We start from the raw sequence: 24,741 nt of genomic DNA, 5'->3' as shown, positions 1-24,741 counted from the left end.
ATCTATAAACTAAATTATGCTCAATAGATTTAAACCCAGCCGTCGTAATTTTATCAAAACAGCTTCAGTAGGCACCCTGGCCGCCGTTGGCATCCCTCAAATAGTATCAGCAGCTTTAGCTGCCGAAAAAAAGCCGTCACGGTTAAGGTTTAATGCAGGTGATGTAGTGCTATTTCAGGGTGATTCCATTACCGACTGGGGCCGCGATCATAAAAAAAGCGAACCCAATACAACCAGTTCCCTGGGATCGGGATATGCTTTGATAACAGCATCTAAATTATTGATTGATCATGCTGATAAAAACCTGCAGATATACAACAAGGGGATCAGCGGCAATAAGGTTTATCAGCTGGCCGACCGTTGGGATACTGATTGCCTGGCTTTAAAACCCAATGTTTTAAGTATTCATATTGGTGTAAATGATTTTTGGCATACTTTAAACGGGAGTTACAAGGGTACTATTGAAAATTATATTGAGGACTATAAAAAATTGCTTACCCGCACCAAACAAGCGCTGCCTGATGTTAAACTGGTGATCTGCGAGCCATTTGCCTCAAAAGGGGTTAAGGCGGTTGACGATAAATGGTACCCCACATTTAACCAGTTTGGTAAAGCGGCCCGTGATATTGCAACTGAATTTGGGGCCATATTTGTACCTTACCAATCAGCTTTTGACAAAGCGATTGAATCTACACCCGCAACTTACTGGAGCCTTGATGGTGTACATCCAAGCGTTGCCGGCGAGGCCCTGATGGCGCAAACCTGGCTTAAGGCAGTGCTGGGATAGTTTGTAGGTAAAGGGCAAAAGGTAAAAGGCAAAAGGTTTTTTAATGCCGTGCATTGAATGCTGAATTTCGAATAATGAGGTAAAAATCGGTGCTATTTCATCATTCGAAATTCAAAATTCGTTATTCGACATCACCTTTCACCTTTTGCCTTTATCCTTTCACCTAAATTTCACCTCAAAACTGTATCTTTGCGCGCAAATGATTGCTATAAATAACCTTACGTTTGAGATTGGTGCGCGGGCCCTTTATGATGAAGCCAACTGGCATATAAAACCCGGAGAAAAAATTGGCCTTATTGGCGCCAACGGAACCGGTAAAACCACCCTTTTAAAAATTATTGTAGGCGACTATAAACCTACATCGGGCACCATATCAATGGCTAAGGACCTAACCATGGGTTACCTTAACCAGGATTTGCTGTCATACTCATCTGATAAAAATATTGTGCACGTGGCTATGGAGGCTTTTGAGCGCCAGAATCAATTACATGATGAGATAGAAGTTTTACTTAAAAAGCTGGAAACAGACTATACAGAAGATCTTTTACATAAACTTAGCGATAAGCAGCACGAGTTTGAACTGCTTGATGGCTATAATATTGAATATAAGGCTCACGAAATCTTAGCCGGTTTAGGTTTTAGCGAAGCCGATTGCCAGCGTAAGTTAAGCACTTTCTCTGGAGGGTGGCGTATGCGGGTGATGCTGGCTAAGATCCTGTTGCAGGCGCCTGATATCCTGCTGCTGGATGAGCCTACCAACCACCTTGACTTACCATCAATTCAATGGCTGGAAGATTATTTGAAAGCTTTTAACGGCGCCATCATTATTGTATCGCACGATAGGTGGTTTTTGGATAAGGTGATCAATCGCACAGTTGAATCGCGCAAAGGTAAATTGACTGTTTATGCTGGTAATTACACATTTTACCTGGAAGAAAAAGCCCAACGCGAAGAAATTCAGCGTGGTGAGTTTAAAAACCAGCAGTCAAAAATAAAACAAGAGGAGCGTTTAATCGAACGTTTCCGCGCCAAGGCATCTAAAGCAAAAATGGCGCAATCACGTATCAAAATGCTTGATAAAATGGAGCGTGTTGATGATGTGGATGATGATAATCCATCAGTTAACTTCGCCTTCCGTTTCTCCAAACAATCGGGCAGACATGTGGTAACTTTAGAGGATATTGTTAAAAAATATCCTGCTATTGATATTCTTAATGGTGGCGAAGCTGTAATTGAAAAAGGCGACAAAATTGCCCTGATTGGTGCCAACGGTAAAGGTAAATCGACCCTGTTACGCATCATTGCCTCGGCCGATCAGGATTATAAAGGTAAAGTAACCACCGGTCATAACGTAACTACTACCTTTTTTGCACAGCACCAGTTGGAATCATTACACCTGGAACACCAAATATTACAAGAGCTGCAGGCATTTGCCCCAAAACATACAGATACTGAGCTCCGTACCATATTAGGGTCGTTTTTGTTTACCGGTGATGATGTGTTTAAAAAGATCAAGGTATTATCCGGAGGCGAAAAATCACGTGTTGCTTTAGCCAAGGCGCTTACTGCCGATGCTAACTTCCTGGTACTGGATGAGCCTACCAATCACCTGGATATGCAATCGGTAAACATCCTGATCCAGGCTTTGGAGCAGTATGAAGGTACCTTTATTGTAGTATCGCACGATAGGTATTTCCTGGACAATGTGGCCAACAAAATCTGGTTTATTGAAGATCAAAAAATAAAAATTTACCCGGGTACCTATGCCGAGTACGACGAATGGGCATCAAAACGTAAGTTAGAGCCTAAAACAGCGGCACCGGCACCTCAGCCAAAAAAGGAAGAGAAAAAGCCCGAACCGGTTAAACAACAGCAAGGCGAAAATAAGTTTCAGCAGCTTAAAAAATTGAACCAGGACCTGGCCAAAATGGAAGAGCAAATTGCCGACCTTGATAAAACAGTAAAGCAACTGGAAGCCAAACTGGCCGACGATAAAATTTATACTGACGGCGCCAAACTAAAAGAAACCAACGCTGCCTACACCCAAAAACAAACCGAACTGAAACAAATTCAGCAAAAGTGGGAAACATTGGCCGAGCAGATTTTGGAATTGGAAGCGTAGTATAAAACTATACTATGTCATTGCGAGGAACGAAGCAATCTCACATGATGAGTGATGAACTTGGGTAAAGAGATTGCTACGCTCGCAAAGACATAATGAGTAAATGGAATTAATAGCTGTCCTATATGAGAAAACACTTCTATCTACTTATTCTCCTATTCGTCTTCCAGAAAAGCTTTGCCCAATCTCCATACAATAACAACATTTATAACTCTGCCATTAAAAGTGTGGAGTTTTATAACACCAAAAAGCAAGGCTCGTTCCCGGCAATAGCTTTAGGATCTGACGAAAAAGTACAGCTGGCTTTTGATGATCTGCGGGGCGGCAGCCGTAGTTATTCATACACCATTGAGCATTGCGATACCAGGTGGAACTCATCGAACTTGTCGCCGGCCGAGTATCTGCAAAGTTTCGCTGACGACCGCATGTATGATTATACCTACTCCACAGGTACCATTCAAAAATATACCCATTACGAACTAAAAATACCTAATAATAACATTGCTCCTAAGCTTTCGGGTAATTATGTGCTCAAAGTTTATGAGGATGGCGACCAGTCTAAACTGGTACTTACCCGCAGGTTATATGTGGTAGGCAAAAGGGTAGCCATAGCCGCCGATGTGATAGCATCTCCAAATGTGCAGACACGGCAAACCAATCAAAAAATAAATTTTACTATTGATTATACTGGCCTTCCGGTTCAAAACCCATCTACCGATGTGCGGACCTTTATTATGCAGAATGCCCGTACCGAAACTGGCATTTTAAATACCCAGCCTACATATGTTCGAGGGTCGCAGCTCATTTATAATGATGTTGCCATTAATGATTTTCCGGGCCGTAACGAGTTCAGGCTGTTTGATACCCGTACCTTGAAACTAAACTCGCAGCATATTGCACGTATTGTTAAGGATACCTCAAACACCGTGGTTTTATTAACAGATCCTGTGCGCAATGGTCCAGGTTATATTTTGCTTTATGATAACGACGGTAAATTTTTTGTGCTGAACCAGGATGGCCGCGATCCGCGCGTTGATGCCGATTATGCCCATGTATATTTCAGCCTGGCCGCCAACAAACCCGAAGCTGAGGGCAGCCCTTATATTGTTGGCCAGTTTAATGATTACAAGCTGGATGACCGCAGCAAAATGACCTTTGGCGAAAATGGTAAATATTACATCAACCTGCTTTTAAAACAGGGCGTATATGATTATGAGTACGTTTGGGTTGATAATAAAACAAAAAAGGCCGACGACGTATCATTGGAAGGAAGTTACTTTGAAACCGAAAATGATTACCAGGTACTGGTTTACTATCGCCCGCCCGCAGCCCGCTGGGATGAGTTGGTAGGTTTCAGGGAATTGAATACGGTGAAGAAATAAATAGATTTTTGATATAGTTTGTCATGCTGAATGCAGTGAAGTATCTATTATCCAACATGCATAGTTCGTGAATAGATCCTTCGTTCCTCAGGATGACAATTTTATAATAGCTCTCAACCCTCTACCCTAAAATTCAGCCAGGGTGAGTCGTCTGCGGTTTATATTGCCCTTGATTTACCCTCAGCTTAAAAAATGTATCTTTGCATAAAAATCATACCCAATGACAGGAAAAGCGCCCAAAGAATCATATACCATCATGAATGAACTGGTATTACCCAATGATACCAACACATTAAATAACCTGATGGGCGGGCGCCTGCTGCACTGGATGGATATTGCCGCCGCTATATCGGCACAAAAGCATTGTAACCGTATTGTGGTAACCGCATCTGTTGATAACGTATCGTTTCAGTCGCCAATTAAACTGGGCGATGTGATCAGCATTGAAGCCAAGGTAACCCGGGCGTTCACTACCTCAGTTGAGGTAAGGATGGATGTATGGGCGCAAAACATCCCGTCGGGCACTAAAGTAAAAAGTAACGAGGCGTATTATACTTTTGTAGCATTGGATGGTGACGGACAAAAAACACAGGTGCCGCCATTATTGCCCGAAACCGATAACGAGATCGCGCTTTTTGAGGGTGCACTGCGTCGTCGCCAGCTGCGTCTGATCCTCGGTGGTAAAATGTTGCCAAATGATGCAACCGAACTGAAAGCCCTTTTCTTTGGTGAACAACTCCCGCTAAACCTGCGCGATTAATTTCAGTAACAAAAATTTATCTTTATTGTCTAACCAGTACATGATACGGTGTATCAGCTGATAAAACTAATAGCCATGAGATACTTTTTATGTTTTTTACTTCCTCCCCTGGCCATCTTAACAACCGGCAGGATCGGGGCATTTATATTGAATATTTTTTTAACCCTGTTTTTCTGGATACCCGGTGTAATACATTCCATACTGGTAACCAATGATTACTACGAGGCCAAAAGGCACCGCCAACTGATGCGGGCAACCCGCAGGGCAAGAGCTTGGTAAATGTGCAGATGTGCAAATTTTAGATGTGCGGATATGTAATGATTTTAGTTATTTGAAATCTGCATTCCTAAAATATGTGCATCCGAAATAATATCTGCACATTTGCACATCTAAAATCTGCACATCTGAAGGATGCAAAAAGGTAAGCTATTAATAATTGACGATGAAGAACGGCTGCGTAATCTGCTTGCCCGTATCCTGCAATTGGAAGGGCATGAGGTATTTACCGCGGCCAATGCTAAAGAGGGTCTGCGCAAATTACAACAGGAAAATATTCAGGTTGTATTGAGCGATGTTAAGCTGCCCGATATTGATGGTATTACCCTTTCTGAAACCATCAAAAAAAACTATCCCGCTACCGAAATTATTGTTTTGACCGCCTATGGCACCATTAACGATGGTGTAAAGGCGATAAAGGCAGGCGCTTTTGATTATATAACCAAGGGCGATGATAACGAAAAGATCATCCCGCTGGTAAGCAAGGCCATGGATAAAGCACTGTTGCAGCAAACGGTGATAGAGCTGCAAAGTAAGCTAAATGATAAATTTGGTTTTGACAGGCTAATAGGCAGATCAACAGCCATCAGTGATGTGATCAAACTGGCCCAAAAAGTAGCTTTAACCGATACCACTGTTTTATTATTAGGTGAAACCGGTACCGGTAAGGAAATTTTTGCCGAAGCCATTCACCAGGCCAGTAACCGCAGCACCAAATCATTCGTGGCTGTAAATTGCAGCGCTTTTACTAAAGAATTGTTGGAAAGCGAATTATTTGGCCACAAAGCCGGTTCATTTACGGGCGCACTAAAAGATAAGAAAGGTCTGTTTGAAGAAGCCAACGGCGGAACCATATTTTTAGATGAAATTGGCGAGCTTGATCATGATCTGCAAGCCAAATTGCTCCGGGTTCTGGAGTCACAGCAGTTTTTAAAAATTGGCGATACCAAACCCACACAGGTTAACGTGCGCATACTGGCCGCAACCAACCGCAACCTGCAAACCGAAATTACCGAAGGTCATTTTCGCTCCGATCTGTTTTACCGTTTATCGGTTTTCCAGATCACTTTACCAGCCCTGCGCGAGCGTAAAAAGGACATCAAACTACTGGCAGAGTATTTTATGCAGTACTTTGCCTTAAAGGTTAAAAAACAAATAAATGTGTTAGGTGATACATTCGTTAATAAACTGGAAGCCTATGACTGGCCCGGTAACATCCGCGAATTGAAAAATATTATTGAACGTGCCGTAATACTGGCTGATAGTAATGTATTGGACGAAAGTCTGCTGCCATACGAAATTCAGCAACAGCAGGTAAAGGCAGGCAGCCCCATCTCTGCATTTGATCTTTCATCTGTCGAAAAACTCCATATACAACGCGTATTGAACCATACCCGCGGTAACCGTTCCGAAGCCGCCCATCTTTTGAATATCGGCGTTGCCACACTTTACCGTAAGCTTAAAGAATACGGATTGGAGTAATTCCCACTTTGATAACCACCTATCAAAATGATAGACTTATTTTAATTATAAACCTCATTTTATTTACCAAAATCCAATTAAATAGCTGAAAAACAGCTATTTAATTGGATTTTGCTTTTTATGGCATCTGCTTGGTAAAGCATCCTGTAAAAACTTAATACAATGGATGTTTTACAAGTTATTATTTATGTGGTGGCCTTTATAGCCATCTTCTGGCTCTTCTTCAAATCAGTTAATTACTTCGAAAAAATCTAATCATCATGATCGCATTATTCATTGTGGCCATAGCTGTGTTTATATACATGGTGTACGTGCTGCTTAAACCCGAAAAATTTTAATTATTAAAACCATGAACACTGAAATTTCAGGTGTAGTATTTACCTACCTGCTCACGCTTGCCCTGGCAATTCTATTAGGCCGGTATATCGCCCGTGTTTTTAAAGGCGAAAAAACATGGCTTGACTTTATGGCCCCTCTGGAACGTTTCATTTTCCGTTTCAGCGGCATCGATACCAAAAAAGAAATGAACTGGAAACAGCATTTATTTGCCCTGCTTACTATTAACAGCGTGTGGCTTATTTATGCATTTGTTTGTTTAATGGCCCAGGGCCACCTGCCTCTTAACCCCGATGGTAACGCCGGTCAATCGGCAGATACTGCCTTTAATACCGCCATTAGCTTTTTAGTGAACTGTAACCTGCAGCACTATTCTGGCGAAAGCGGCGCTACTTATTTTACACAGCATTTTGTGTTTATGTTCCTGCACTTTGTTTCGGCTGCAACAGGTATTGCCGCGCTCATTGTGTTATTCAGGGCATTAAAGGATAAAGTGACCGACAAGCTGGGTAACTTTTGGGATTACTTCGTAAAATCCATTACCCGTATATTGCTGCCTATATCATTTGTTATAGCTGTTATTTTTGCTTTTAACGGCATGACTACCAGCTATGCCGGTAAAGATACCTTTATCAGTATGCAGGGCGATACCGTTCACGTATCACGTGGGCCGGTTGCAGCCTTAGTTGCTATTAAACATTTGGGCACAAACGGAGGCGGTTGGTTTGGTGCCAACTCGGCTCATCCTATTGAAAATCCTAACTATTTAACCAATACTACCGAGCTGGTAGCACAATGTTTAATACCCATTGCCCTGGTATTTGCTTTAGGTTTTTATCTCAATAAAAAGAAGTTCTCCTACGTGATTTTTGGGGTGATGACCCTCGGAATGCTGTTACTGCTTATCCCAACCATGAACGCCGAACTGAATGGTAACCCGGCTATTGCACATATGGGCGTCAGTCAGCCAACCGGTGCCATGGAAGGCAAGGAAGTAAGGTTTGGCCCGGCTAACTCAGCTTACTGGAGCATCATGACCACCATTATATCAACAGGTTCTGTAAACTCCATGCACGATAGTGCCATGCCGGTATCCGGTACAATGATGCTGATGGGTATGATGGTGAACTGTTTTTATGGTGGTTGCGGGGTAGGTTTTTTAAACTTTTACATCTTCATCATCATAGCCGTATTTATTTCGGGCTTGATGGTAGGGCGAACACCGGAGTTTTTTGGCCGCAAGATAGAGGCCCGCGAAATGAAGATCGCATCACTGATCGCTTTGCTGCACCCCTTTATCATACTTGTAGGTTTAGCCATATCATCATACGTGCTGGTACATATGCCCGGTGCAGATTGGGCAGTAAAACCATCGGCATGGCTGAATAACCCGGGCAACCACGGTTTTTCTGAAATGCTGTATGAGTACACCTCGTCAGCAGCCAATAACGGTTCGGGCTTTGAAGGTTTGGGCGATGGTAATATTTTCTGGAACGTTACTACAGGTATAGTAATGATCCTGGGAAGGTTCCTGCCAATCATTGGTCCACTGGCTATTGCCGGTTTACTGGCCAATAAAAAATTCATTCCGGAATCGGCTGGAACGCTTAAAAGTGATACCTCAACTTTTGGGGTGATGATCTTCGCGGTGATCATAATCATTGCTGCCCTGGCATTCTTCCCGTCACTGGCATTAGGTCCTATTGCCGAACACTTTTCCTTAAAATAATCATCGTAAAAAAATGAAATCAACTCAAAATACATTATTCCAGGGCGATCAGGTGAAGGATGCTTTAAAGCAATCATTCATCAAACTTGACCCACGCATCCTGTTCCGTAACCCGGTGATGTTCACCGTAGAAATTGGAACGTTTGTGATGCTCATAGTAAGCGCATACTCCTTTACTAATAAAAGTCAGGGTAGCTTTGCTTATAATTTTACCGTGTTCATCGTTTTATTATTAACCGTATTGTTTGCCAACTTTGCTGAAGCGATTGCAGAAGCACGTGGCAAAGCACAAGCCGAAAGCTTACGCAGAACCCGCGAAGAAACACCGGCCCGTTTGCTGGTTAACGGCAAAGAAACTAAGGTGATGTCGTCCCAGTTAAAAAAGGGGGATGTGTTTATCTGCGAAACAGGCGACAACATCCCTACCGATGGTGAGATCATTGAAGGTATTGCTACCATTGATGAATCAGCCATTACGGGTGAATCTGCCCCGGTGATCCGGGAATCAGGCGGTGATAAATCATCCGTGACCGGCGGTACCAAAGTACTGTCCGATAGGATCAAGGTCATGGTAACCACCCAGCCAGGTGAAAGCTTCCTGGATAAAATGATCGCGCTGGTTGAAGGTGCATCACGCCAGAAAACACCAAACGAGATAGCTTTGACTATTTTACTGGCCGGCTTTACGCTCATCTTCGTGATTGTATGTGTTACCCTGAAACCATTTGGTGATTATGCCAATACGCCCATAACTATAGCTGCTTTTATATCCTTATTTGTATGTTTAATACCTACAACTATCGGTGGCCTTTTATCGGCCATCGGTATTGCGGGTATGGACAGGGCATTGCGTGCCAACGTGATTACGAAATCGGGCAAGGCTGTTGAAACTGCCGGTGATTTGGACACTTTGCTGTTGGATAAAACAGGTACTATTACCATAGGTAACCGTAAGGCCACCAATTTTTATCCGGCTAATGGTATTAAACAGCAGGACTTTGTTACCGCCTGTGTTTTAAGTTCACTGGCTGATGAAACCCCCGAAGGTAAATCAATTGTGGAACTGGCCGGGGAAGATAAAACGGTACCATCTGTAAAAGTCCCAAAAGATTCCGTATTTATTAAATTCACTGCCGAAACACGCTCCAGCGGTTTGGATACGCCTGACGGCTTACGCATCCGCAAAGGGGCTTTTGATTCTATCCGTAACATTGCACTCAAGGCCGGTCATCAATTCCCTGCCGAAGTGGAGGATAACGTTAAAAAGATCTCCTCAAACGGAGGTACTCCTTTAGTCGTATCACAAAATGAACAGATCCTGGGTGTTATCGAATTACAGGACATTATTAAGCCTGGCATAGCCGAACGTTTTGAGCGCCTGCGTAAAATGGGTGTTAAAACCGTAATGGTAACCGGAGATAATCCTTTAACTGCCAAATTTATTGCTGAGAAAGCTGGTGTAGGTGACTTTATTGCTGAGGCCAAGCCTGAGGATAAAATGAATTATATTAAGGCAGAACAGCAAGGTGGTAAACTGGTTGCCATGATGGGCGACGGTACCAACGATGCCCCGGCCCTTGCACAGGCTGATGTTGGCGTAGCCATGAACAGTGGCACACAGGCAGCCAAAGAGGCCGGTAACATGGTGGATCTGGATAATGACCCGACCAAACTGATTGAGATCGTGGAGATCGGTAAACAACTGCTCATGACACGCGGTACACTTACTACATTCTCCATTGCCAATGATGTGGCCAAATACTTTGCTATTGTTCCGGCTTTGTTCATGGTTTCCATCCCTGCTTTAAAAGCATTGAACATTATGGACCTGCACAGTCCGCAATCAGCCATATTATCAGCGGTGATCTTTAACGCGATCATTATTCCCTTATTGATACCATTGGCTTTGCGCGGTGTAGAATATAAACCGATAGGTGCAAGCGGACTATTACGCCGCAACCTATTGATATACGGACTTGGCGGTATTCTGATCCCCTTTATCGGTATTAAACTGATAGACCTTGCGGTAGCATTCTTTATATAATTATCTAAAAATCTTAAATAAAATGAAAACATATTTGTTGCCCTCATTAAAGTTAACGCTCATACTGATTGTAATAACTGCAGGCATATACCCTTTAGCCATAGCCGGTGTAGGTAAATTAACTCCCGGTCACGGTGATGGCGAAACCATATCTTACAAAGGCCGTGTAGTTGGCTATGCAAACGAAGGCCAAAAGTTCACTAAAGACGAATACTTCTGGTCACGCCCATCGGCTGTTGATTATAATGCGGCCGGTTCAGGCGGTTCAAACAAAAGTCCTTCAAACCCCGATTACCTGAAACAGGTAGAGGGTCGTATCCAGGATTTCTTAAAACACAACCCTGGCGTAACCCGTGCACAGATCCCTGCCGAACTGGTTACCGCATCGGGCAGTGGTTTGGATCCTGATTTGTCATCCGCAGGAGCACAGGTACAGGTTGCCCGCGTAGCCAAAGCACGCGGTTTATCAGCCGATCAATTAACCAAACTGGTTGATGAACATACTGAAAAGCCAATGTTGGGCTTATTTGGCCCGGCCAAAGTAAATGTGCTTAAACTAAATGTGGCTTTAGACGAATTAAAGAAATGAACCGGGACTGTGCGATTCCTCTCATGGGAGGGTAGGGGTGTGTTGTTTTAAAACTAAGAAGAACACACCCCTGCCGTCGCACAAAGCCAATACAGCCTCTCTCAAAAGGGGGAGATTAAAAAATAACCTAATCAGAACAATGAAGACCTTTACATTAACACCTGCAATTTTATTAATAACCACCCTGATGGCCAAAGCTCAGGACACTACAAAAACAGCAGCACCTGATCCGCCACTGGTAATCACCGGTTCGGTAGATGCGTATTATAAATATGATTTTGCCAACAAGAAAGGCAATATTCCCACCAGCTTTGCCTCAGACCATAACTCCATATCCATAGGTATGATAGACCTGGGACTAAAGAAAAAAGTAGGTAAGGCGGCATTTGTAGGCGAACTGTCTTTTGGTCCGAGAGGACAGGGGCAGTCTATCCCCAATGCAGGCGACAATGGCGATTCGTTCCACATCCAGAACTTATACATGTCATACGATGTGACCGATAAGCTTGTACTGACCGGTGGTTACATGTCAACCTTTATCGGTTATGAGGTGATCAGCCCGGTAGGTAACTTTAACTATTCCACCTCGTACATGTTCACCAATGGTCCGTTCCAGAATGCAGGCTTTAAAGCCACTTATGCTTTCTCGGACAAGGTGAGCTTAATGGCCGGTATATTTAACGACCAGTGGAATGCCTATAAATCAGCCAACAGTGTAAACAACTTTGGTGCACAACTGATGGTGGTACCGGTAAAAGGCTGGACCGCTTATCTGAACGTGATCACTGGTGGCACAGCAGGTACCGAGTTTGACCTGACCACCGCCTACCAGATCACCGATGCCTTTAAACTGGGTTTAAACGCGGCTGATTACAAAGCCACCAATGGCGTAACCGGCGGTTTTACAGGCGTGGCCTTATACCCACAGATAGCGGTATCAAAAGATGTAACCCTGGGATTAAGGGGTGAGTATTTTAAAACCAAAACCGGTGATTTTGTTTTGGCAGGCCCTGCAGCAGGCGAACATGTAACCGCGGTAACGTTTACAGCTAACATCAAAGCAGGTCCGCTGTCACTGATCCCAGAGGTTAGGTTTGATAACGGATCGGCAGAGGCATTTACCAATCACTCCGGTGATCCATCTAAAAACGCCTCACAGTTTGTTTTAGCCGCAGTGTATGCGTTTTGATATGAAGATAAGTATGGATTGTTTTTATAATTAATTTTTGGTTGTTAATTATAAATTTAGTTTGATGAACATCTATACTATAAAAGGGGATTTTTCGGGATCTCCTTTTATTAGTTTTATTTAAGCATGGGGTGGTGTGATTCACCCTCTCTCAAGAGAGGAACTTTATAACAGAAACTTAAATGAGCGAAGAAAATAAAGAGCAATCCGTTGAGCATTTTCTGGAACTGATAAAACGTTCGCGGAGAGGTAAATTTAAGGTTTACATAGGCATGAGCGCAGGTGTAGGTAAAACTTATCGTATGCTGCTGGAGGCCCAGGCTTTATTGCGTAATGGCATTGATGTTAAAATAGGCTATGTTGAAACCCATAACCGTAAAGAAACAGTGGCACAACTGGAAGGTTTGCCGGTAATACCCCGCCGTAAATTGTTTTATAAAGGCAAGGAACTGGAAGAGATGGACCTGAAGGCCATCATCAGCCTGCGTCCCGAGGTAGTGATTGTTGATGAACTGGCACATACCAATATTGAAGGCAGCAGTAACGAAAAGCGCTGGCAGGATGTAATGGAGATCTTAAATGCGGGTATCAACGTGATCAGCGCGGTGAATATACAGCACATGGAAAGCCTGAACGAAGAGGTGGAACGGATAACGGGAGCTACCATTAATGAACGCATACCCGATAAGGTTTTGCAAATGGCCGATGAGGTAGTGAATATTGACCTTACCGCAGATGAATTGATAGACCGCTTAAAGGAAGGAAGGATATATGATGAAAAAAAGATCCCTTTGGCGCTCAATAATTTTTTTCAGGCCGACAGGATATTACAGCTGCGCGAACTGGCCCTGCGCGAGGTAGCCCACCAGGTTGAACGTAAAATTGACACCGAGATACCTAAGAACATTAAGCTGCGGCCCGAACTTTTTTTGGCTTGTATCAGCACCAATGACGCGTCGGCAAAAGTAATTATACGTAAAACGGCAAGGCTGGCATCCTATTACCGTTCCAAATGGTATCTGCTATATGTACAAACATCAAGGGAGAGCAGCGATAAAATAAACCTGGCTTCGCAGCGCCACCTGATCAATAATATGAAACTGGCCACGCAGTTAGGTGGCGAGGTGCTAAAAGTAAAAAGCGACCAGATAGCCAAATCCATTTGGGAAACGGCCGAAAAATATGATATCACAACTATTTGCTTAGGCAAGCCGCGGTTTAAATTTTACCAGGTGATCATGAAAACCGCTGTGTTTACCCAGTTATTAAATAAAATGTCTAAAACAGATATTGACCTTGTAATACTATCATAACATGACCATTAAAAATAAACTCCGTACGGGCATTGGCTTTTTGTTTGTGCTGGCCCTTATATGCTGCGGATTATCCGTGTACTATTTAAACCGCCTTTCGGCCGATGCCGGGGTGATATTAAAGGATAATTATAAAACACTGCAGTATGCGCAAAAAATACTGTCGGCAATTGATGCAAATAGCGGTCCGCTAAGTAAAGCACAATTAAAGGTAATTGATGTTAACCTTAATCTGCAGCAACATAATGTTACAGAACCAGGCGAGGGAAAACTCACCGACTCCTTAAGCGCCGTTTACGATAAAATTAAACTGCTGCCTAACCAGGATGCAGGCCATCAAACGCAGTTACGTGTGCAGGCAAGGCAGTTGGTTTACGGTATTATGCAGTTAAACATGAATGCTATAGGGCACAAGAATGATATTGCTAAAGGCACTGCTAACAAGGCCACCATATTGGTTGCTTTTTGCACGGCATTTTTATTTTTGGTCGCCTTTAGTTTCGCGGTAAATTTTCCTGGTTATATAGCTAATCCGCTTAAGGAGTTAACCGCCCGGATAAAAGAGGTATCAAACCGTAATTATCATCAGCAAATTGATTTCAGATCAGATGATGAGTTTGGCGAACTGGGGCAAGCTTTCAATATCATGACCAAAAAATTGGATGAGTTTGAGAACAGCAACCTGGCCAGTATCCTGTTCGAGAAAAAGCGGATAGAAACCATCATCAATTCTATGCACGATGCTATTTTGGGTTTGGATGAAAAGCTTATTATCATATTTGCCAACGAGGTGGCCTGTACCCTGATTGGTATGACGGCTGAGCAGCTCAATGGCAGGTATGCTCCGGATGTTGCTTTAGAGAACGACCTGCTGCGTAACTTGTTGGTAAACGACCAACCCCGGCTAAAAATATTTGCCGATAACCGCGAAAGCTTTTATTCGCGCGAATCACTCTCTGTAAACAGTAAGGACAAAGTGATAGGTAAGGTGATCATATTAAAAAATATAACCGAATACCAGCAATTGGATGAGGCTAAAACCAATTTTATAGCAACCATATCGCATGAGTTAAAAACGCCTATCTCGTCCATAAAAATGAGCCTGAAATTACTGGAGGACGACCGCATAGGTAACGTGAATACCGAGCAAAAACAGCTGCTTGAAAATATTGATGATGATGCCCGCCGACTGCTGCAAATAACCGGCGAATTGCTGGATATGGCACAGGTAGAAACGGGCAAGCTGCAGCTTAATTTTGGCAGCACCCATCCTAAAAATATTGTTGACTATGCCGTGAAGGCCATTAAATTTACGGCCGACCAAAAACAGGTTAAAATTAAAGTACAATGCGATGAAAGCCTGCCCGACGTTCATGCCGATCTGGATAAAACCACATGGGTGCTGATCAACCTGCTATCGAACGCTATAAAATATAGCCACGAAAAGTCGACAGTTGAATTGGTGGTTAAAAAACATCATAGCTATGAGATCGAGTTCTCGGTTCAGGATCATGGCAAGGGTATCGAAGAAAAATATTTATCGCGCTTATTTGAGCGCTATTTCAAAATACCAAATGCTACCGCCGACCAAACCGGAACCGGCCTGGGCCTTGCCATTGCCAAAGATTTTATTGAAGCGCAATCGGGCAAAATACAGGTTAATAGCGAATTAGGAGCGGGGAGCAGATTTACTTTTACGCTAAAAAGAGAAGGTTAAAACGAAACATTACTCTTCTCGGGTCATTGCTGTACGAAGCAAGAAGCCTCACCCAACCCACTCCAAAGGAGGGGGCTTCTTGCTTCGTGCAATCACGGGTTGGATATTTTATGAAAATTCATTTGCATTTAAATTTATTAATCGTAATATTGCAATATAGTATTTAATCATTTTGAATATGAACAATCAGGAAGCAATAAACTGGATAAGCTTTAAAGAGCAATTACTCATGCACCCCGGTCAGGATCTGCAATTTCAATATGCCGAAAACAAGTGGGTTGATGCATCGTACCATATTACCGAAATTAAACAGGCACCCATTGTATCGGTTGACTGCGGCGGTAAAATGAACAGTTGGACTGAAATTATTGTACAGTTATGGGAGCCTGTGGCTCAGCAACAGGACAGGGCCATGAAAGTAGGGAAAGCCTTATCCATTATTGAACTGGTTGAAAAAACGTTACCGTTAAATCCACTGGCTACGGTTAAAATAGAGTTTGGAAATTCGGAGTTTGATACCAGGCAAATGTTCCCCAACAAAATAATAGCTGATGGTGATAACCTGATCGTTGATCTTCGGCCCGATTCGGTGCAGTGCAAAGCCATTGAAAGGGGTGGCAGCTGCGGTACTACTGCTACAGGCGAGGAATGCTGCACACCCGCCAGTGTAAAGCCTAAAATCGAATTAAAAAATTTAGCTGTAGCTGCTGAATGCTGTACACCGGGTTCGGGCTGTTGCTAAAAGCACAATAATATGCTGATAACAAAAGCCGGAAATTACAGGGAAAACGTGACACAATTGCTTACCACTGTAAAACTACCTGTGGAAGATCTGCCTTCATCGCTGGAGAACTTTTATGTAGTAGTGAATAACAGCAATGAAGTAATTGGTGTAGCCGGGCTGGAAATTTATGGTGACTACGGCCTGCTGCGTTCATTGGCTATTTTACCTGAATATCGGAATCAGGGAATAGCGAACCAATTGCTGGAGAGGGTGGAAAGCCTCGCCCTATTGAATAACTTAAAGGCCATTTGCCTGCTTACAGAAACAGCACCTGAATATTTTAGCAGGAAAGGGTATGCGAGAATTACGCGTGCCGATGTACCAGAGGTAGTCCAGGCATCTTCGGAATTTAGCCACGTGTGCCCTGTCTCAGCCATCGTAATGAAAAAAGAATTGATTTAAATATGAAAAAAGTATTAGTACTATGTACAGGTAACAGTTGCCGCAGTCAAATAGCGCATGGTTATTTACAACAATTTGCCGGCAACAAGGCTCAGGTGTACAGCGCAGGTGTGGAGATTCATGGTGTGAATCCTAAAGCTGTAAAAATTATGACCGACGACGGTGTTGATATAAGTAACCATACCTCCAATAATGTGGATGAGTATATGGATATCTCCTTTGATTATATTATTACGGTTTGTGATAATGCCAAAGAGAACTGTCCGTATTTTCCGTCAAAAGCACAACGTTTCCACCAAAATTTTCCTGACCCGGCCAAAGCTACCGGAACAGAGCAGGAGGTGATGGAAGAGTTTAAACGGGTGAGGGATATGATAAAAGTATATGCTGCTGATTTTGTAAAGCAGTACGTTTAAAACGAATCGTTGATTATTAATCGCTTTAATCGTAATATTGCGTACAATGGGTTTAACCAAAACAGAAAACTTTACCGAAGCTCAAAATGAGCTGGCCAAAATGCTGAAAGCGTTGGCGCATCCCGCTCGCATAGCTATTATTGAGCATTTGATAAAAGCCAATGCCTGCATTGGCGGCGATTTGGTTGAAGTACTTGGACTGGCCCAGCCCACCACCTCGCAACACTTACGCGAACTTAAAGAAGCCGGTTTAATAAAAGGCACTATCGAAGGCACCTCCATGAACTACTGCATTAACCAGGTGAAATGGAAACAGTACGCCGACAGGTTGAACGCTTTCTTTGTACCGGTAGATTTCCCTGAAAACTGCTGTTGATTTTTTTTGAATCCAATTATTGTTTTATTGCAATATACAATTTTATATGAGTGCCAATAACTGCAACCCTACACAACGGAAAAAGCTGTCGTTTTTAGACAGGTACCTTACTTTATGGATCTTTATAGCTATGGGTGCAGGGGTGGCTTTAGGCTATTTTGTACCATCGGCCAAAAACTTTATAAATTCATTTCAATCAGGCACTACTAATGTACCTATTGCAATAGGACTGATGCTCATGATGTACCCTCCCTTTGCTAAAGTACGGTTTGAGCAATTGGGGCGGGTGTTCAGTAATGTTAAAATACTTTCTCTTTCATTGGTCATGAACTGGCTCATCGGGCCTGTGTTAATGTTTTTACTATCGGTCATTTTCCTGCGACATCACCCTGCTTATATGGTTGGCCTCATCATGATCGGGCTGGCACGCTGTATAGCTATGGTAATAGTGTGGAACGAACTGGCTGATGGTAACCGCGAATATGCCGCCGGGCTGGTTGCCTTTAACAGCATTTTCCAGGTACTATTTTACAGCCTGTTTGCCTGGATATTTGTTACTGTTTTACCGCCATATTTCGGGCTTACAGGCTTACAGGTGAATATCAGTATAGGGCAAATAGCGCAAAGTGTGTTTATTTATCTCGGGATCCCGTTTTTTGCAGGGTTTTTAACACGCTACATCTTACGCAGGATAAAAGGAGATATATGGTACACCAATCACTTCATCCCTAAAATAAGCCCGATAACATTGATCGCGTTGTTATTTACCATATTGGTCATGTTTAGCCTTAAAGGCGATCTGATTGTGCAGATACCATTTGATGTGATCAGGATCGCTATTCCCCTGGTTATTTACTTCGCCATTATGTTCCTGGTTACCTTTATGGCCGGCAAATGGCTGGGCGCGGATTACGCCCAAAACGCCGCGCTTTCCTTTACTGCCGCCGGTAATAATTTTGAACTGGCTATAGCTGTATCTATCGGTGTATTTGGCATTAACAGTGGTGAAGCCTTTGCCGGGGTGATCGGTCCGCTGGTGGAGGTTCCTGCTTTAATAGCGTTGGTTAATGTGGCCTTTTGGTTGAGGAAAAGGTATTATATGCCTATACTCTCAAAATAATGAGTCATGCTGCCTATATTCTTAAGGCAGCTATCGGATTGCATCGCCTAAAAAAGTTTGGGTAGTGCGATTCCTTCCTTGGGGAAGGGGAGGTAGGGGTTTAGTAAACTTTGCAGGTGTATATTGCACGTATAAACCCCTCCCAGCCTCTGCACACAAACCAGCCGCACCCCTCCCCACGGGAGGGAATGGAAAAGCTTAATTAGATAATGGATAAAAAGATCTAATTCACTTCAATGATCTTAACATCCCATGCCGCCAATTGTAAAGTTGATTTTGATGCGATGTTGTTACCCGATAATAACTCCTTCCCATTACCATAAGGGTAATTCAAACTGGTTTCCTTATCCGAATAATTGAAGTAATAATGAACCGTTTTGCCGTTTTTGTTAACTCCTGATTTGGTGATGATCGGGAACGCGATCTGCTGATCGGTACCCCATAATCCTGCTTTTTTAACCGCATCAGCTAATACTTTATCGGTTACAGCGCTGCTGGTGAGGCAGCCTATGTAGGTGGCCAGGCCCTTACCATAGCTATTCTCGGTAATAGCAGCATATTTGCCCCAAACAGGATGATCATAATAAGCCAGCACTTTTGCAGTTGTGGGGGTGATCAGTTCCATCCAGGTATTAGCTTTTTTGTCCTCTGGTTTCAAATCAAAGTTGTCACCTTTTAAGGACACATTTTGTGGTTCGGTGAACTGGCTGTAGTATATGCCGCAAGCTTCTTCAATAATACCGGGTTGATGGCTGGTACGTACCTTTACGTTCTCGTCAGAGAAACCGCTTTTAAAAGTATAAATAATATGCCCCCCATTTTTTACAAAGTGGTTCAAACGCTGTAGCAAACTATCCGGTGCTACGTATAGCAGCGGTACTATCAACAGTTTATAATTTTCGATGTTTTGGCTTGTAGGGTCAACAAAATCGCAGCTTACATTCATGTGGTAAAGGCCATCATATAGCTGGCGCAGCACATCGTTATATCCTGTGCGTACACCCCAGCCAAAGCCAAAAGCTTTAAAGCCGCTCAGTGCCTCATTACTGAATAGTATGGCCACGTCGCTTTTCTTTTTCAGGTTGATGAGCTGCGGACTTAATCTGGCAAAATCCTTCCCTATGGTTTTAGCTTCGTTATACACCGGGTTAGGCTCAAAATCGTGACTTAATAAACCTTTCCAATAGGTTTCGGCCGAGTTATGGATGGAGTGCCAGGGCCAATATTCAACCATATTGGCACCCGAAGCAATGTGACTAAAAGCCTGCAGCCTAAGCTGCCCCGGGTAAGGGATCCATTGCGGAAAGCCCTGTGCTTCGGTTTCCATCACCAGGTAATTTTTCCCACCTTTCATGGAACGGGTTACATCACCGCCAAAAGAAATTTCGGCACCGGTAAGCTTATCCTGGCTGGCATGATAAATATCAACCCCGGCAATGTCCAATGCTTTTGCAGCGGCAAAATGGTCAACATCGGGCTGTATACCAAATGAGTAGCCCCGCCATTCAAAGTCAAAATTATGGGTAATGAACTGTTCGGGTCGTTTATACTCGCGCACAATAGCTGCCTGCCAGGCAAGGTAATCAGTAACCAGTTGCCGTTGAAATTTGGCAAACTCCGAAGCCAGACTGGCATTGATGGTACCGGTCATCGACGGAAAATCATCCCAGTTATTGATGCGGTTACTCCAATAATCAAGCCCGAAGATCTTATTAATATTATCAAGCGTTTTGTATTTTGCCTGCATGTACTTTACAAACAGGGCCTGTACATTTGGCCCCGATGTACCATATGATTTAGTTTCGTTATCAACCTGATAACCAATAACGGCCGGGTTATCCTTTACATGCTCCATGATCTTCCTGATCGCCCGGTTGGCATAAAAACGGTAATCGGTATTGGTGATATCCATGTTTTGCCTTGCGCCATAATGGCTTGGACCCGATGGGGTAATAGCCAGTATTTCGGGATGTTTCTTCACCATCCAGGTAGGTACGGCATAGGTTGGTGTGCCAATGATCACGCTGATACCGGCCTTATGCATGGCATTGAGTACGCGGTCTATATGTGTAAAATCAAATACGCCGTCCTGCGGTTCAACCGTACTCCAGGTCGATTCTGCAATACGCACCACGTTAATACCGCAGTCCTTCATCATTTGCACATCTTTATCAAGCCTTTCGTAAGGCATGTATTCATCGTAATAAGCTACGCCGTAGAGCAGTTTATCCATTTTAGGGTACTGCGCAAAAGAGTATCCACTAAAAAATAATTGTACCAGTAAAAGCAGCAGGTATTTCTTCTTCATAAAATGGTTTTTTAAGGATGAATTGGTTCAGGTGATGAATTTACAAATTAATTGTGTTTTTAACACACAATGAGTATAAGTTTTAATTTACACGTTGGATAGTATTTGCATTAAAGCTATTTTGTAAGTTAAATGAGTGGTATTTGTGAAATAAATGTAGTAGTAACCGGCATTTTTATTAATATATAAAAACAGATATTAGCCCCCGGTTGTACAACTATAACCTGCTTATAAACCATGAAAATATTTACACGTACTTTAATGCTGCTACTGTTTTGCTTTTGCCTTTTTCAGGGAAATGCGCAAAACAAAAGACTCACCTACTGCAATCCGCTTAATTTGGATTATGGTTATACCCCTTTTCCTGATTTTGCTGCCTGGGGCAAACACCGTGCAACGGCCGATCCAACCATGACTTTGTTTAAAGGCAAATACTACCTGTTTAGTACCAATCAGTTTGGTTACTGGTGGAGCGATGATATGCTGCACTGGAACTTTGTTTCCCGCAAATTTGTGCGGCCCTACAATCAGGTAAAGGGCGATGAGCTTTGTGCCCCGGCTACACTGGTTTTAGGCGATACTTTACTGGTGATTGGTTCCACCTACAATAAAGATTTTACCCTGTGGATGAGCACCAACCCAACTCATGACGACTGGAAAGCCGCCAAAGATTATTTTAAAGTTGGCGCCTGGGATCCAGGTATGTTTGCTGATGATGATGGGCGGGTTTATATTTACCACGGCTCCAGCAATACGCTGCCGCTTTACGGGCAGGAGATTGATCGCAAAACGTTTGAACCCATCGGCCCTAAAAAAGAAATGGTAAAGTTAAACCCTGAAAAATACGGCTGGGAGCGTTTTGGCGAGCATAACGATAACGTGTTTCTACTACCCTTTATCGAGGGCTCGTGGATGAACAAGCACAACGGCAAGTATTACCTGCAGTTTGGCGCACCCGGCACCGAACAAAGCGGTTATGGCGATGGTGTTTTTATTGGCGATAAACCGCTGGGGCCGTTCACTTATCAAAAGCATAACCCATTCTCTTATAAACTGGGTGGCTTTGCCAAAGGGGCTGGGCATGGGGCCACTTACCAGGATAAGTTTGGCAACTACTGGCATATCTCTACCATGGGTATCTCCGTAAAAAATAATTTTGAACGCCGTATAGGTTTCTGGCCGGCCGGGTTTGACAATGATGGGGTGCTTTATTGTAATACCGCCTATGGCGATTATCCGCAGTATCTGGCATCGGGCCCTGAAGATCACCTGAAAAGTGATTTTACCGGATGGATGATCCTGAATTATAATAAACCGGTCGAAGTTTCATCGACCCTGGGTGCATACGAACCAAACAATGCCGTTGACGAGGATATTAAGACCTATTGGAGTGCTAAAACGGCCAATAAAGGCGAATGGTTCAAGACCGACCTTGGCGCCATCAGTACGGTAAATGCCGTCCAGATCAATTATGCCGATCAGGACGCTACTTTTTTGGGGAAATCATTGGATGTTTTTCATCAATATATGGTCTATTCGTCATTGGATGGAAAAACTTGGAAGCCCTTGATTGATAAAAGTAAAAACAAAACTGATGTGCCGCATGATTATGTAGAGCTGAAAAACCCGGCGAAGGCGCGTTACCTTAAAATGGTAAACCTGCACATGCCAACAGGAAAGTTCGCGCTATCCGGTTTCAGGGTGTTTGGCAAGGGAGCGGGGACAAAGCCCGATACGGTTCAAAACCTGATCATATTACGTGGTGACAGTGAGCGGCGCAACTCATGGCTTAAATGGAAGCCTATTGATAATGCTACCGGTTACACCATTTATATGGGTATAGCGCCCGATAAGCTGTACAATAATATTATGGTGTATGGAAAAAATGAATTTTATTTTAGCGGAATGGATAAGGATCTGCCATACTATTTCCAGATAGAAGCGTTTAATGAAAATGGAATTTCGCAGCGTACCAAAGTGGTAAAGGTGGAGTGAAAATTAAGTTTTCATTCCATTTACAATACCTGATGGCTCAATAGTTAATGTTTTTTTGTAAAATGCGACCTATGCTTAAATCAATACCCGTACTAATAACCTGCTTACTTTTTTATTGTAAAGTTAACGCGCAGCAGGCAGACAGCACACTGAAAAGATCGACAGTAAAATCGCTGACAGATAAACAGTACAATGCTTTGTTAAAAGGGGAGGACCTTTATGGTATGCCCGTAGTGGCCGAGCTTAATCATTTCCCGATGCCAGATAAGGTTATTAAATATAAAAAGGAACTTGATCTTAGCCCGGCGCAAATCACAAAAATTGGGGCGATAGCTACAGAACTGCATCGCAAAAGGGTAGAGATGGGCACATTTATTATTACTAATGAGGAAACCCTTGATAAACTTTTTCGTAAACAGAGATTGAACAATGGTGATGTTATATTTTACGCCACCCGTTCTGGTTTATATTACGGAGAGCTCAGAAATGCCATTTTACAGGCTTGCTTAAGTACAGGTGATTTACTTGCACCACAGCAAATTAAGAAGCTTGAAACTTTACAAAATCGTAATTGATGATATACCGTTTGATTTATTTAATTTAGCAGCCCCAAATAAAGTGTATGAAGATAACTTTTGATTTTGAAAAGCCGTTGGCTGAGCTGATACAGCAGATTGAAAAGGTGAAGCAGGTTGAGGATAAAAACAAGCTTGACATGTCTGCAACAGTAGCAGAACTGGAAGCAAAACTGGAGGCTGCTAAAAAAGAAATATATTCCAATCTTACCGGCTGGCAAAAAGTACAGATCTCACGCCATCCCGAAAGACCATATACCCTGCAATATATAGAGTTAATGTGCGATGATTTTATTGAATTGCACGGCGACAGAACAGTTGGCGACGATAAAGCCATTATAGGCGGTTTCGGAACGCTGAACGGTCAAACAGTAATGTTTATTGGTCACCAGAAAGGACGTAACACCAAAGAGCGCCAGTACCGTAATTTTGGTATGGCCAACCCTGAAGGATATCGCAAAGCACTAAGGCTGATGAGAATGGCCGAAAAATTCAACAAACCCGTAGTTACCCTGATTGACACTCCCGGAGCATTCCCAGGTTTGGAAGCTGAAGAACGCGGACAAGGTGAAGCTATAGCCCGTAACCTGCTTGAAATGTCAATACTTAAAGTTCCGGTGATCTGTGTGATCATTGGCGAAGGCGCATCTGGCGGAGCATTGGGTATAGGTATTGGTGATAGAGTATTGATGCTGGATAATTCCTGGTATTCCGTAATATCACCAGAAAACTGCTCAACTATCCTTTGGAAAACCTGGGAAAATAAAGAACGTGCTGCCGAAGTATTAAAACTTACTTCGACAGAAATGCTGAAAAACAAACTGATTGACGGTGTTATAAAAGAACCCCTTGGTGGCGCTCATCAAGACCCGGTAGCCATGGCTGCCATACTGAAAAAGCAACTGCTAAAAGATCTGAAAACACTTACCGAGCGCGATATCAATGAACTGGTTACCGAACGTATTGATAAATTCTGCAATATGGGTGTTGTTATTGAAGAATAATTTTACGCTGATTCACATAAAAAAGAGAGCTGTCT

At 43.0% G+C, this 24,741-nt stretch carries 22 protein-coding genes; 21 read left to right on the top strand and 1 reads right to left on the bottom strand.

Annotated features, from left to right (window positions below):
* Positions 1–16: 16 nt before the first annotated feature.
* From M2273_RS26650 to arsB, 18 genes are all read left to right on the top strand, one after another.
* Positions 17–787, top strand: coding sequence for an SGNH/GDSL hydrolase family protein (locus M2273_RS26650; RefSeq protein ID WP_429400823.1), 771 nt, complete (start codon positions 17–19; stop codon positions 785–787).
* A 199-nt stretch (positions 788–986) separates the two neighbouring features.
* Positions 987–2,909 carry a ribosomal protection-like ABC-F family protein gene (abc-f, locus tag M2273_RS26645; RefSeq protein WP_429400822.1) on the top strand — a complete coding sequence of 641 codons (1,923 nt, stop codon included), beginning with the start codon at positions 987–989 and terminating at the stop codon, positions 2,907–2,909.
* Positions 2,910–3,034: 125 nt separating this feature from the next.
* Positions 3,035–4,291 carry a type IX secretion system plug protein domain-containing protein gene (locus tag M2273_RS26640; RefSeq protein ID WP_429400821.1) on the top strand — a complete coding sequence of 419 codons (1,257 nt, stop codon included), beginning with the start codon at positions 3,035–3,037 and terminating at the stop codon, positions 4,289–4,291.
* Positions 4,292–4,511: 220 nt separating this feature from the next.
* Positions 4,512–5,051, top strand: coding sequence for an acyl-CoA thioesterase (locus tag M2273_RS26635; protein WP_429400820.1), 540 nt, complete (start codon positions 4,512–4,514; stop codon positions 5,049–5,051).
* A 75-nt stretch (positions 5,052–5,126) separates the two neighbouring features.
* A complete protein-coding gene (locus M2273_RS26630) occupies positions 5,127–5,330 on the top strand; it encodes a YqaE/Pmp3 family membrane protein (protein ID WP_310102883.1) in 204 nt (67 codons plus the stop codon).
* A 132-nt stretch (positions 5,331–5,462) separates the two neighbouring features.
* A complete protein-coding gene (locus M2273_RS26625) occupies positions 5,463–6,809 on the top strand; it encodes a sigma-54-dependent transcriptional regulator (protein WP_429400819.1) in 1,347 nt (448 codons plus the stop codon).
* Positions 6,810–7,069: 260 nt separating this feature from the next.
* The gene (gene kdpF, locus M2273_RS26620) at positions 7,070–7,147 is read left to right on the top strand and encodes a K(+)-transporting ATPase subunit F (protein ID WP_169611101.1); all 78 of its coding nucleotides are present in this window, start codon (positions 7,070–7,072) and stop codon (positions 7,145–7,147) included.
* Between the two features lie 11 nt (positions 7,148–7,158).
* Positions 7,159–8,874, top strand: coding sequence for a potassium-transporting ATPase subunit KdpA (kdpA, locus tag M2273_RS26615; protein WP_429400818.1), 1,716 nt, complete (start codon positions 7,159–7,161; stop codon positions 8,872–8,874).
* A gap of 13 nt (positions 8,875–8,887) precedes the next feature.
* Positions 8,888–10,918: a potassium-transporting ATPase subunit KdpB gene (gene kdpB, locus M2273_RS26610; RefSeq protein ID WP_429400817.1), complete on the top strand. Its 2,031-nt coding sequence runs from the start codon at positions 8,888–8,890 to the stop codon at positions 10,916–10,918.
* Between the two features lie 22 nt (positions 10,919–10,940).
* Positions 10,941–11,507 (top strand): K(+)-transporting ATPase subunit C, encoded by a 567-nt coding sequence (locus M2273_RS26605; protein WP_429400816.1) that lies wholly within the window; start codon positions 10,941–10,943, stop codon positions 11,505–11,507.
* 139 nt (positions 11,508–11,646) lie between these two features.
* Positions 11,647–12,696 (top strand): outer membrane beta-barrel protein, encoded by a 1,050-nt coding sequence (locus M2273_RS26600; RefSeq protein WP_429400815.1) that lies wholly within the window; start codon positions 11,647–11,649, stop codon positions 12,694–12,696.
* 182 nt (positions 12,697–12,878) lie between these two features.
* A complete protein-coding gene (locus tag M2273_RS26595; RefSeq protein ID WP_429400814.1) occupies positions 12,879–14,009 on the top strand; it encodes a sensor protein KdpD in 1,131 nt (376 codons plus the stop codon).
* Position 14,010: 1 nt separating this feature from the next.
* On the top strand, positions 14,011–15,726 hold the full coding sequence (locus M2273_RS26590; RefSeq protein ID WP_429400813.1) for an ATP-binding protein: 1,716 nt from the start codon (positions 14,011–14,013) through the stop codon (positions 15,724–15,726).
* Positions 15,727–15,904: 178 nt separating this feature from the next.
* Positions 15,905–16,468: a DUF6428 family protein gene (locus tag M2273_RS26585; protein ID WP_429400812.1), complete on the top strand. Its 564-nt coding sequence runs from the start codon at positions 15,905–15,907 to the stop codon at positions 16,466–16,468.
* A 12-nt stretch (positions 16,469–16,480) separates the two neighbouring features.
* Positions 16,481–16,912 carry an arsenic resistance N-acetyltransferase ArsN2 gene (arsN2, locus tag M2273_RS26580; protein ID WP_429400811.1) on the top strand — a complete coding sequence of 144 codons (432 nt, stop codon included), beginning with the start codon at positions 16,481–16,483 and terminating at the stop codon, positions 16,910–16,912.
* Positions 16,913–16,914: 2 nt separating this feature from the next.
* On the top strand, positions 16,915–17,328 hold the full coding sequence (locus tag M2273_RS26575; RefSeq protein ID WP_429400810.1) for an arsenate reductase ArsC: 414 nt from the start codon (positions 16,915–16,917) through the stop codon (positions 17,326–17,328).
* Positions 17,329–17,374: 46 nt separating this feature from the next.
* Positions 17,375–17,704: an ArsR/SmtB family transcription factor gene (locus M2273_RS26570; protein ID WP_429400809.1), complete on the top strand. Its 330-nt coding sequence runs from the start codon at positions 17,375–17,377 to the stop codon at positions 17,702–17,704.
* 46 nt (positions 17,705–17,750) lie between these two features.
* The gene (arsB, locus tag M2273_RS26565) at positions 17,751–18,824 is read left to right on the top strand and encodes an ACR3 family arsenite efflux transporter (protein WP_429400808.1); all 1,074 of its coding nucleotides are present in this window, start codon (positions 17,751–17,753) and stop codon (positions 18,822–18,824) included.
* 223 nt (positions 18,825–19,047) lie between these two features.
* Here the strand turns inward: arsB and M2273_RS26560 are convergent, their stop codons facing one another.
* The gene (locus M2273_RS26560; protein WP_429400807.1) at positions 19,048–21,132 is read right to left on the bottom strand and encodes a beta-galactosidase; all 2,085 of its coding nucleotides are present in this window, start codon (positions 21,130–21,132) and stop codon (positions 19,048–19,050) included.
* A 237-nt stretch (positions 21,133–21,369) separates the two neighbouring features.
* Here M2273_RS26560 and M2273_RS26555 point away from each other — a divergent pair, with 237 nt between their 5' ends.
* From M2273_RS26555 to M2273_RS26545, 3 genes are all read left to right on the top strand, one after another.
* Positions 21,370–23,127, top strand: coding sequence for a family 43 glycosylhydrolase (locus tag M2273_RS26555; RefSeq protein ID WP_429400806.1), 1,758 nt, complete (start codon positions 21,370–21,372; stop codon positions 23,125–23,127).
* Between the two features lie 71 nt (positions 23,128–23,198).
* On the top strand, positions 23,199–23,702 hold the full coding sequence (locus M2273_RS26550) for a hypothetical protein (protein ID WP_429400805.1): 504 nt from the start codon (positions 23,199–23,201) through the stop codon (positions 23,700–23,702).
* 47 nt (positions 23,703–23,749) lie between these two features.
* Positions 23,750–24,706 (top strand): acetyl-CoA carboxylase carboxyltransferase subunit alpha, encoded by a 957-nt coding sequence (locus M2273_RS26545; RefSeq protein WP_429400804.1) that lies wholly within the window; start codon positions 23,750–23,752, stop codon positions 24,704–24,706.
* Positions 24,707–24,741: the final 35 nt, after the last annotated feature.

Origin of the sequence: Mucilaginibacter lappiensis (genome assembly GCF_050433765.1) — a bacterium.
GTDB lineage: Bacteria > Bacteroidota > Bacteroidia > Sphingobacteriales > Sphingobacteriaceae > Mucilaginibacter > Mucilaginibacter lappiensis_A.
The sequence above is the reverse complement of the archived record's forward strand: the minus strand, read 5'-3'. Positions and strand labels throughout refer to the sequence as shown.

Excerpts from the sequence above, each read along its gene's own strand:
- M2273_RS26650 (WP_429400823.1), top strand. The coding sequence starts at position 17 with ATGCTCAATAGATTTAAACCCAGCCGTCGTAATTTTATCAAAACAGCT.
- abc-f (WP_429400822.1), top strand. The coding sequence starts at position 987 with ATGATTGCTATAAATAACCTTACGTTTGAGATTGGTGCGCGGGCCCTT.
- M2273_RS26640 (WP_429400821.1), top strand. The coding sequence starts at position 3,035 with ATGAGAAAACACTTCTATCTACTTATTCTCCTATTCGTCTTCCAGAAA.
- M2273_RS26635 (WP_429400820.1), top strand. The coding sequence starts at position 4,512 with ATGACAGGAAAAGCGCCCAAAGAATCATATACCATCATGAATGAACTG.
- M2273_RS26630 (WP_310102883.1), top strand. The coding sequence starts at position 5,127 with ATGAGATACTTTTTATGTTTTTTACTTCCTCCCCTGGCCATCTTAACA.
- M2273_RS26625 (WP_429400819.1), top strand. The coding sequence starts at position 5,463 with ATGCAAAAAGGTAAGCTATTAATAATTGACGATGAAGAACGGCTGCGT.
- kdpF (WP_169611101.1), top strand. The coding sequence starts at position 7,070 with ATGATCGCATTATTCATTGTGGCCATAGCTGTGTTTATATACATGGTG.
- kdpA (WP_429400818.1), top strand. The coding sequence starts at position 7,159 with ATGAACACTGAAATTTCAGGTGTAGTATTTACCTACCTGCTCACGCTT.
- kdpB (WP_429400817.1), top strand. The coding sequence starts at position 8,888 with ATGAAATCAACTCAAAATACATTATTCCAGGGCGATCAGGTGAAGGAT.
- M2273_RS26605 (WP_429400816.1), top strand. The coding sequence starts at position 10,941 with ATGAAAACATATTTGTTGCCCTCATTAAAGTTAACGCTCATACTGATT.
- M2273_RS26600 (WP_429400815.1), top strand. The coding sequence starts at position 11,647 with ATGAAGACCTTTACATTAACACCTGCAATTTTATTAATAACCACCCTG.
- M2273_RS26595 (WP_429400814.1), top strand. The coding sequence starts at position 12,879 with ATGAGCGAAGAAAATAAAGAGCAATCCGTTGAGCATTTTCTGGAACTG.
- M2273_RS26590 (WP_429400813.1), top strand. The coding sequence starts at position 14,011 with ATGACCATTAAAAATAAACTCCGTACGGGCATTGGCTTTTTGTTTGTG.
- M2273_RS26585 (WP_429400812.1), top strand. The coding sequence starts at position 15,905 with ATGAACAATCAGGAAGCAATAAACTGGATAAGCTTTAAAGAGCAATTA.
- arsN2 (WP_429400811.1), top strand. The coding sequence starts at position 16,481 with ATGCTGATAACAAAAGCCGGAAATTACAGGGAAAACGTGACACAATTG.
- M2273_RS26575 (WP_429400810.1), top strand. The coding sequence starts at position 16,915 with ATGAAAAAAGTATTAGTACTATGTACAGGTAACAGTTGCCGCAGTCAA.
- M2273_RS26570 (WP_429400809.1), top strand. The coding sequence starts at position 17,375 with ATGGGTTTAACCAAAACAGAAAACTTTACCGAAGCTCAAAATGAGCTG.
- arsB (WP_429400808.1), top strand. The coding sequence starts at position 17,751 with ATGAGTGCCAATAACTGCAACCCTACACAACGGAAAAAGCTGTCGTTT.
- M2273_RS26560 (WP_429400807.1), bottom strand. The coding sequence starts at position 21,132 with ATGAAGAAGAAATACCTGCTGCTTTTACTGGTACAATTATTTTTTAGT.
- M2273_RS26555 (WP_429400806.1), top strand. The coding sequence starts at position 21,370 with ATGAAAATATTTACACGTACTTTAATGCTGCTACTGTTTTGCTTTTGC.
- M2273_RS26550 (WP_429400805.1), top strand. The coding sequence starts at position 23,199 with ATGCTTAAATCAATACCCGTACTAATAACCTGCTTACTTTTTTATTGT.
- M2273_RS26545 (WP_429400804.1), top strand. The coding sequence starts at position 23,750 with ATGAAGATAACTTTTGATTTTGAAAAGCCGTTGGCTGAGCTGATACAG.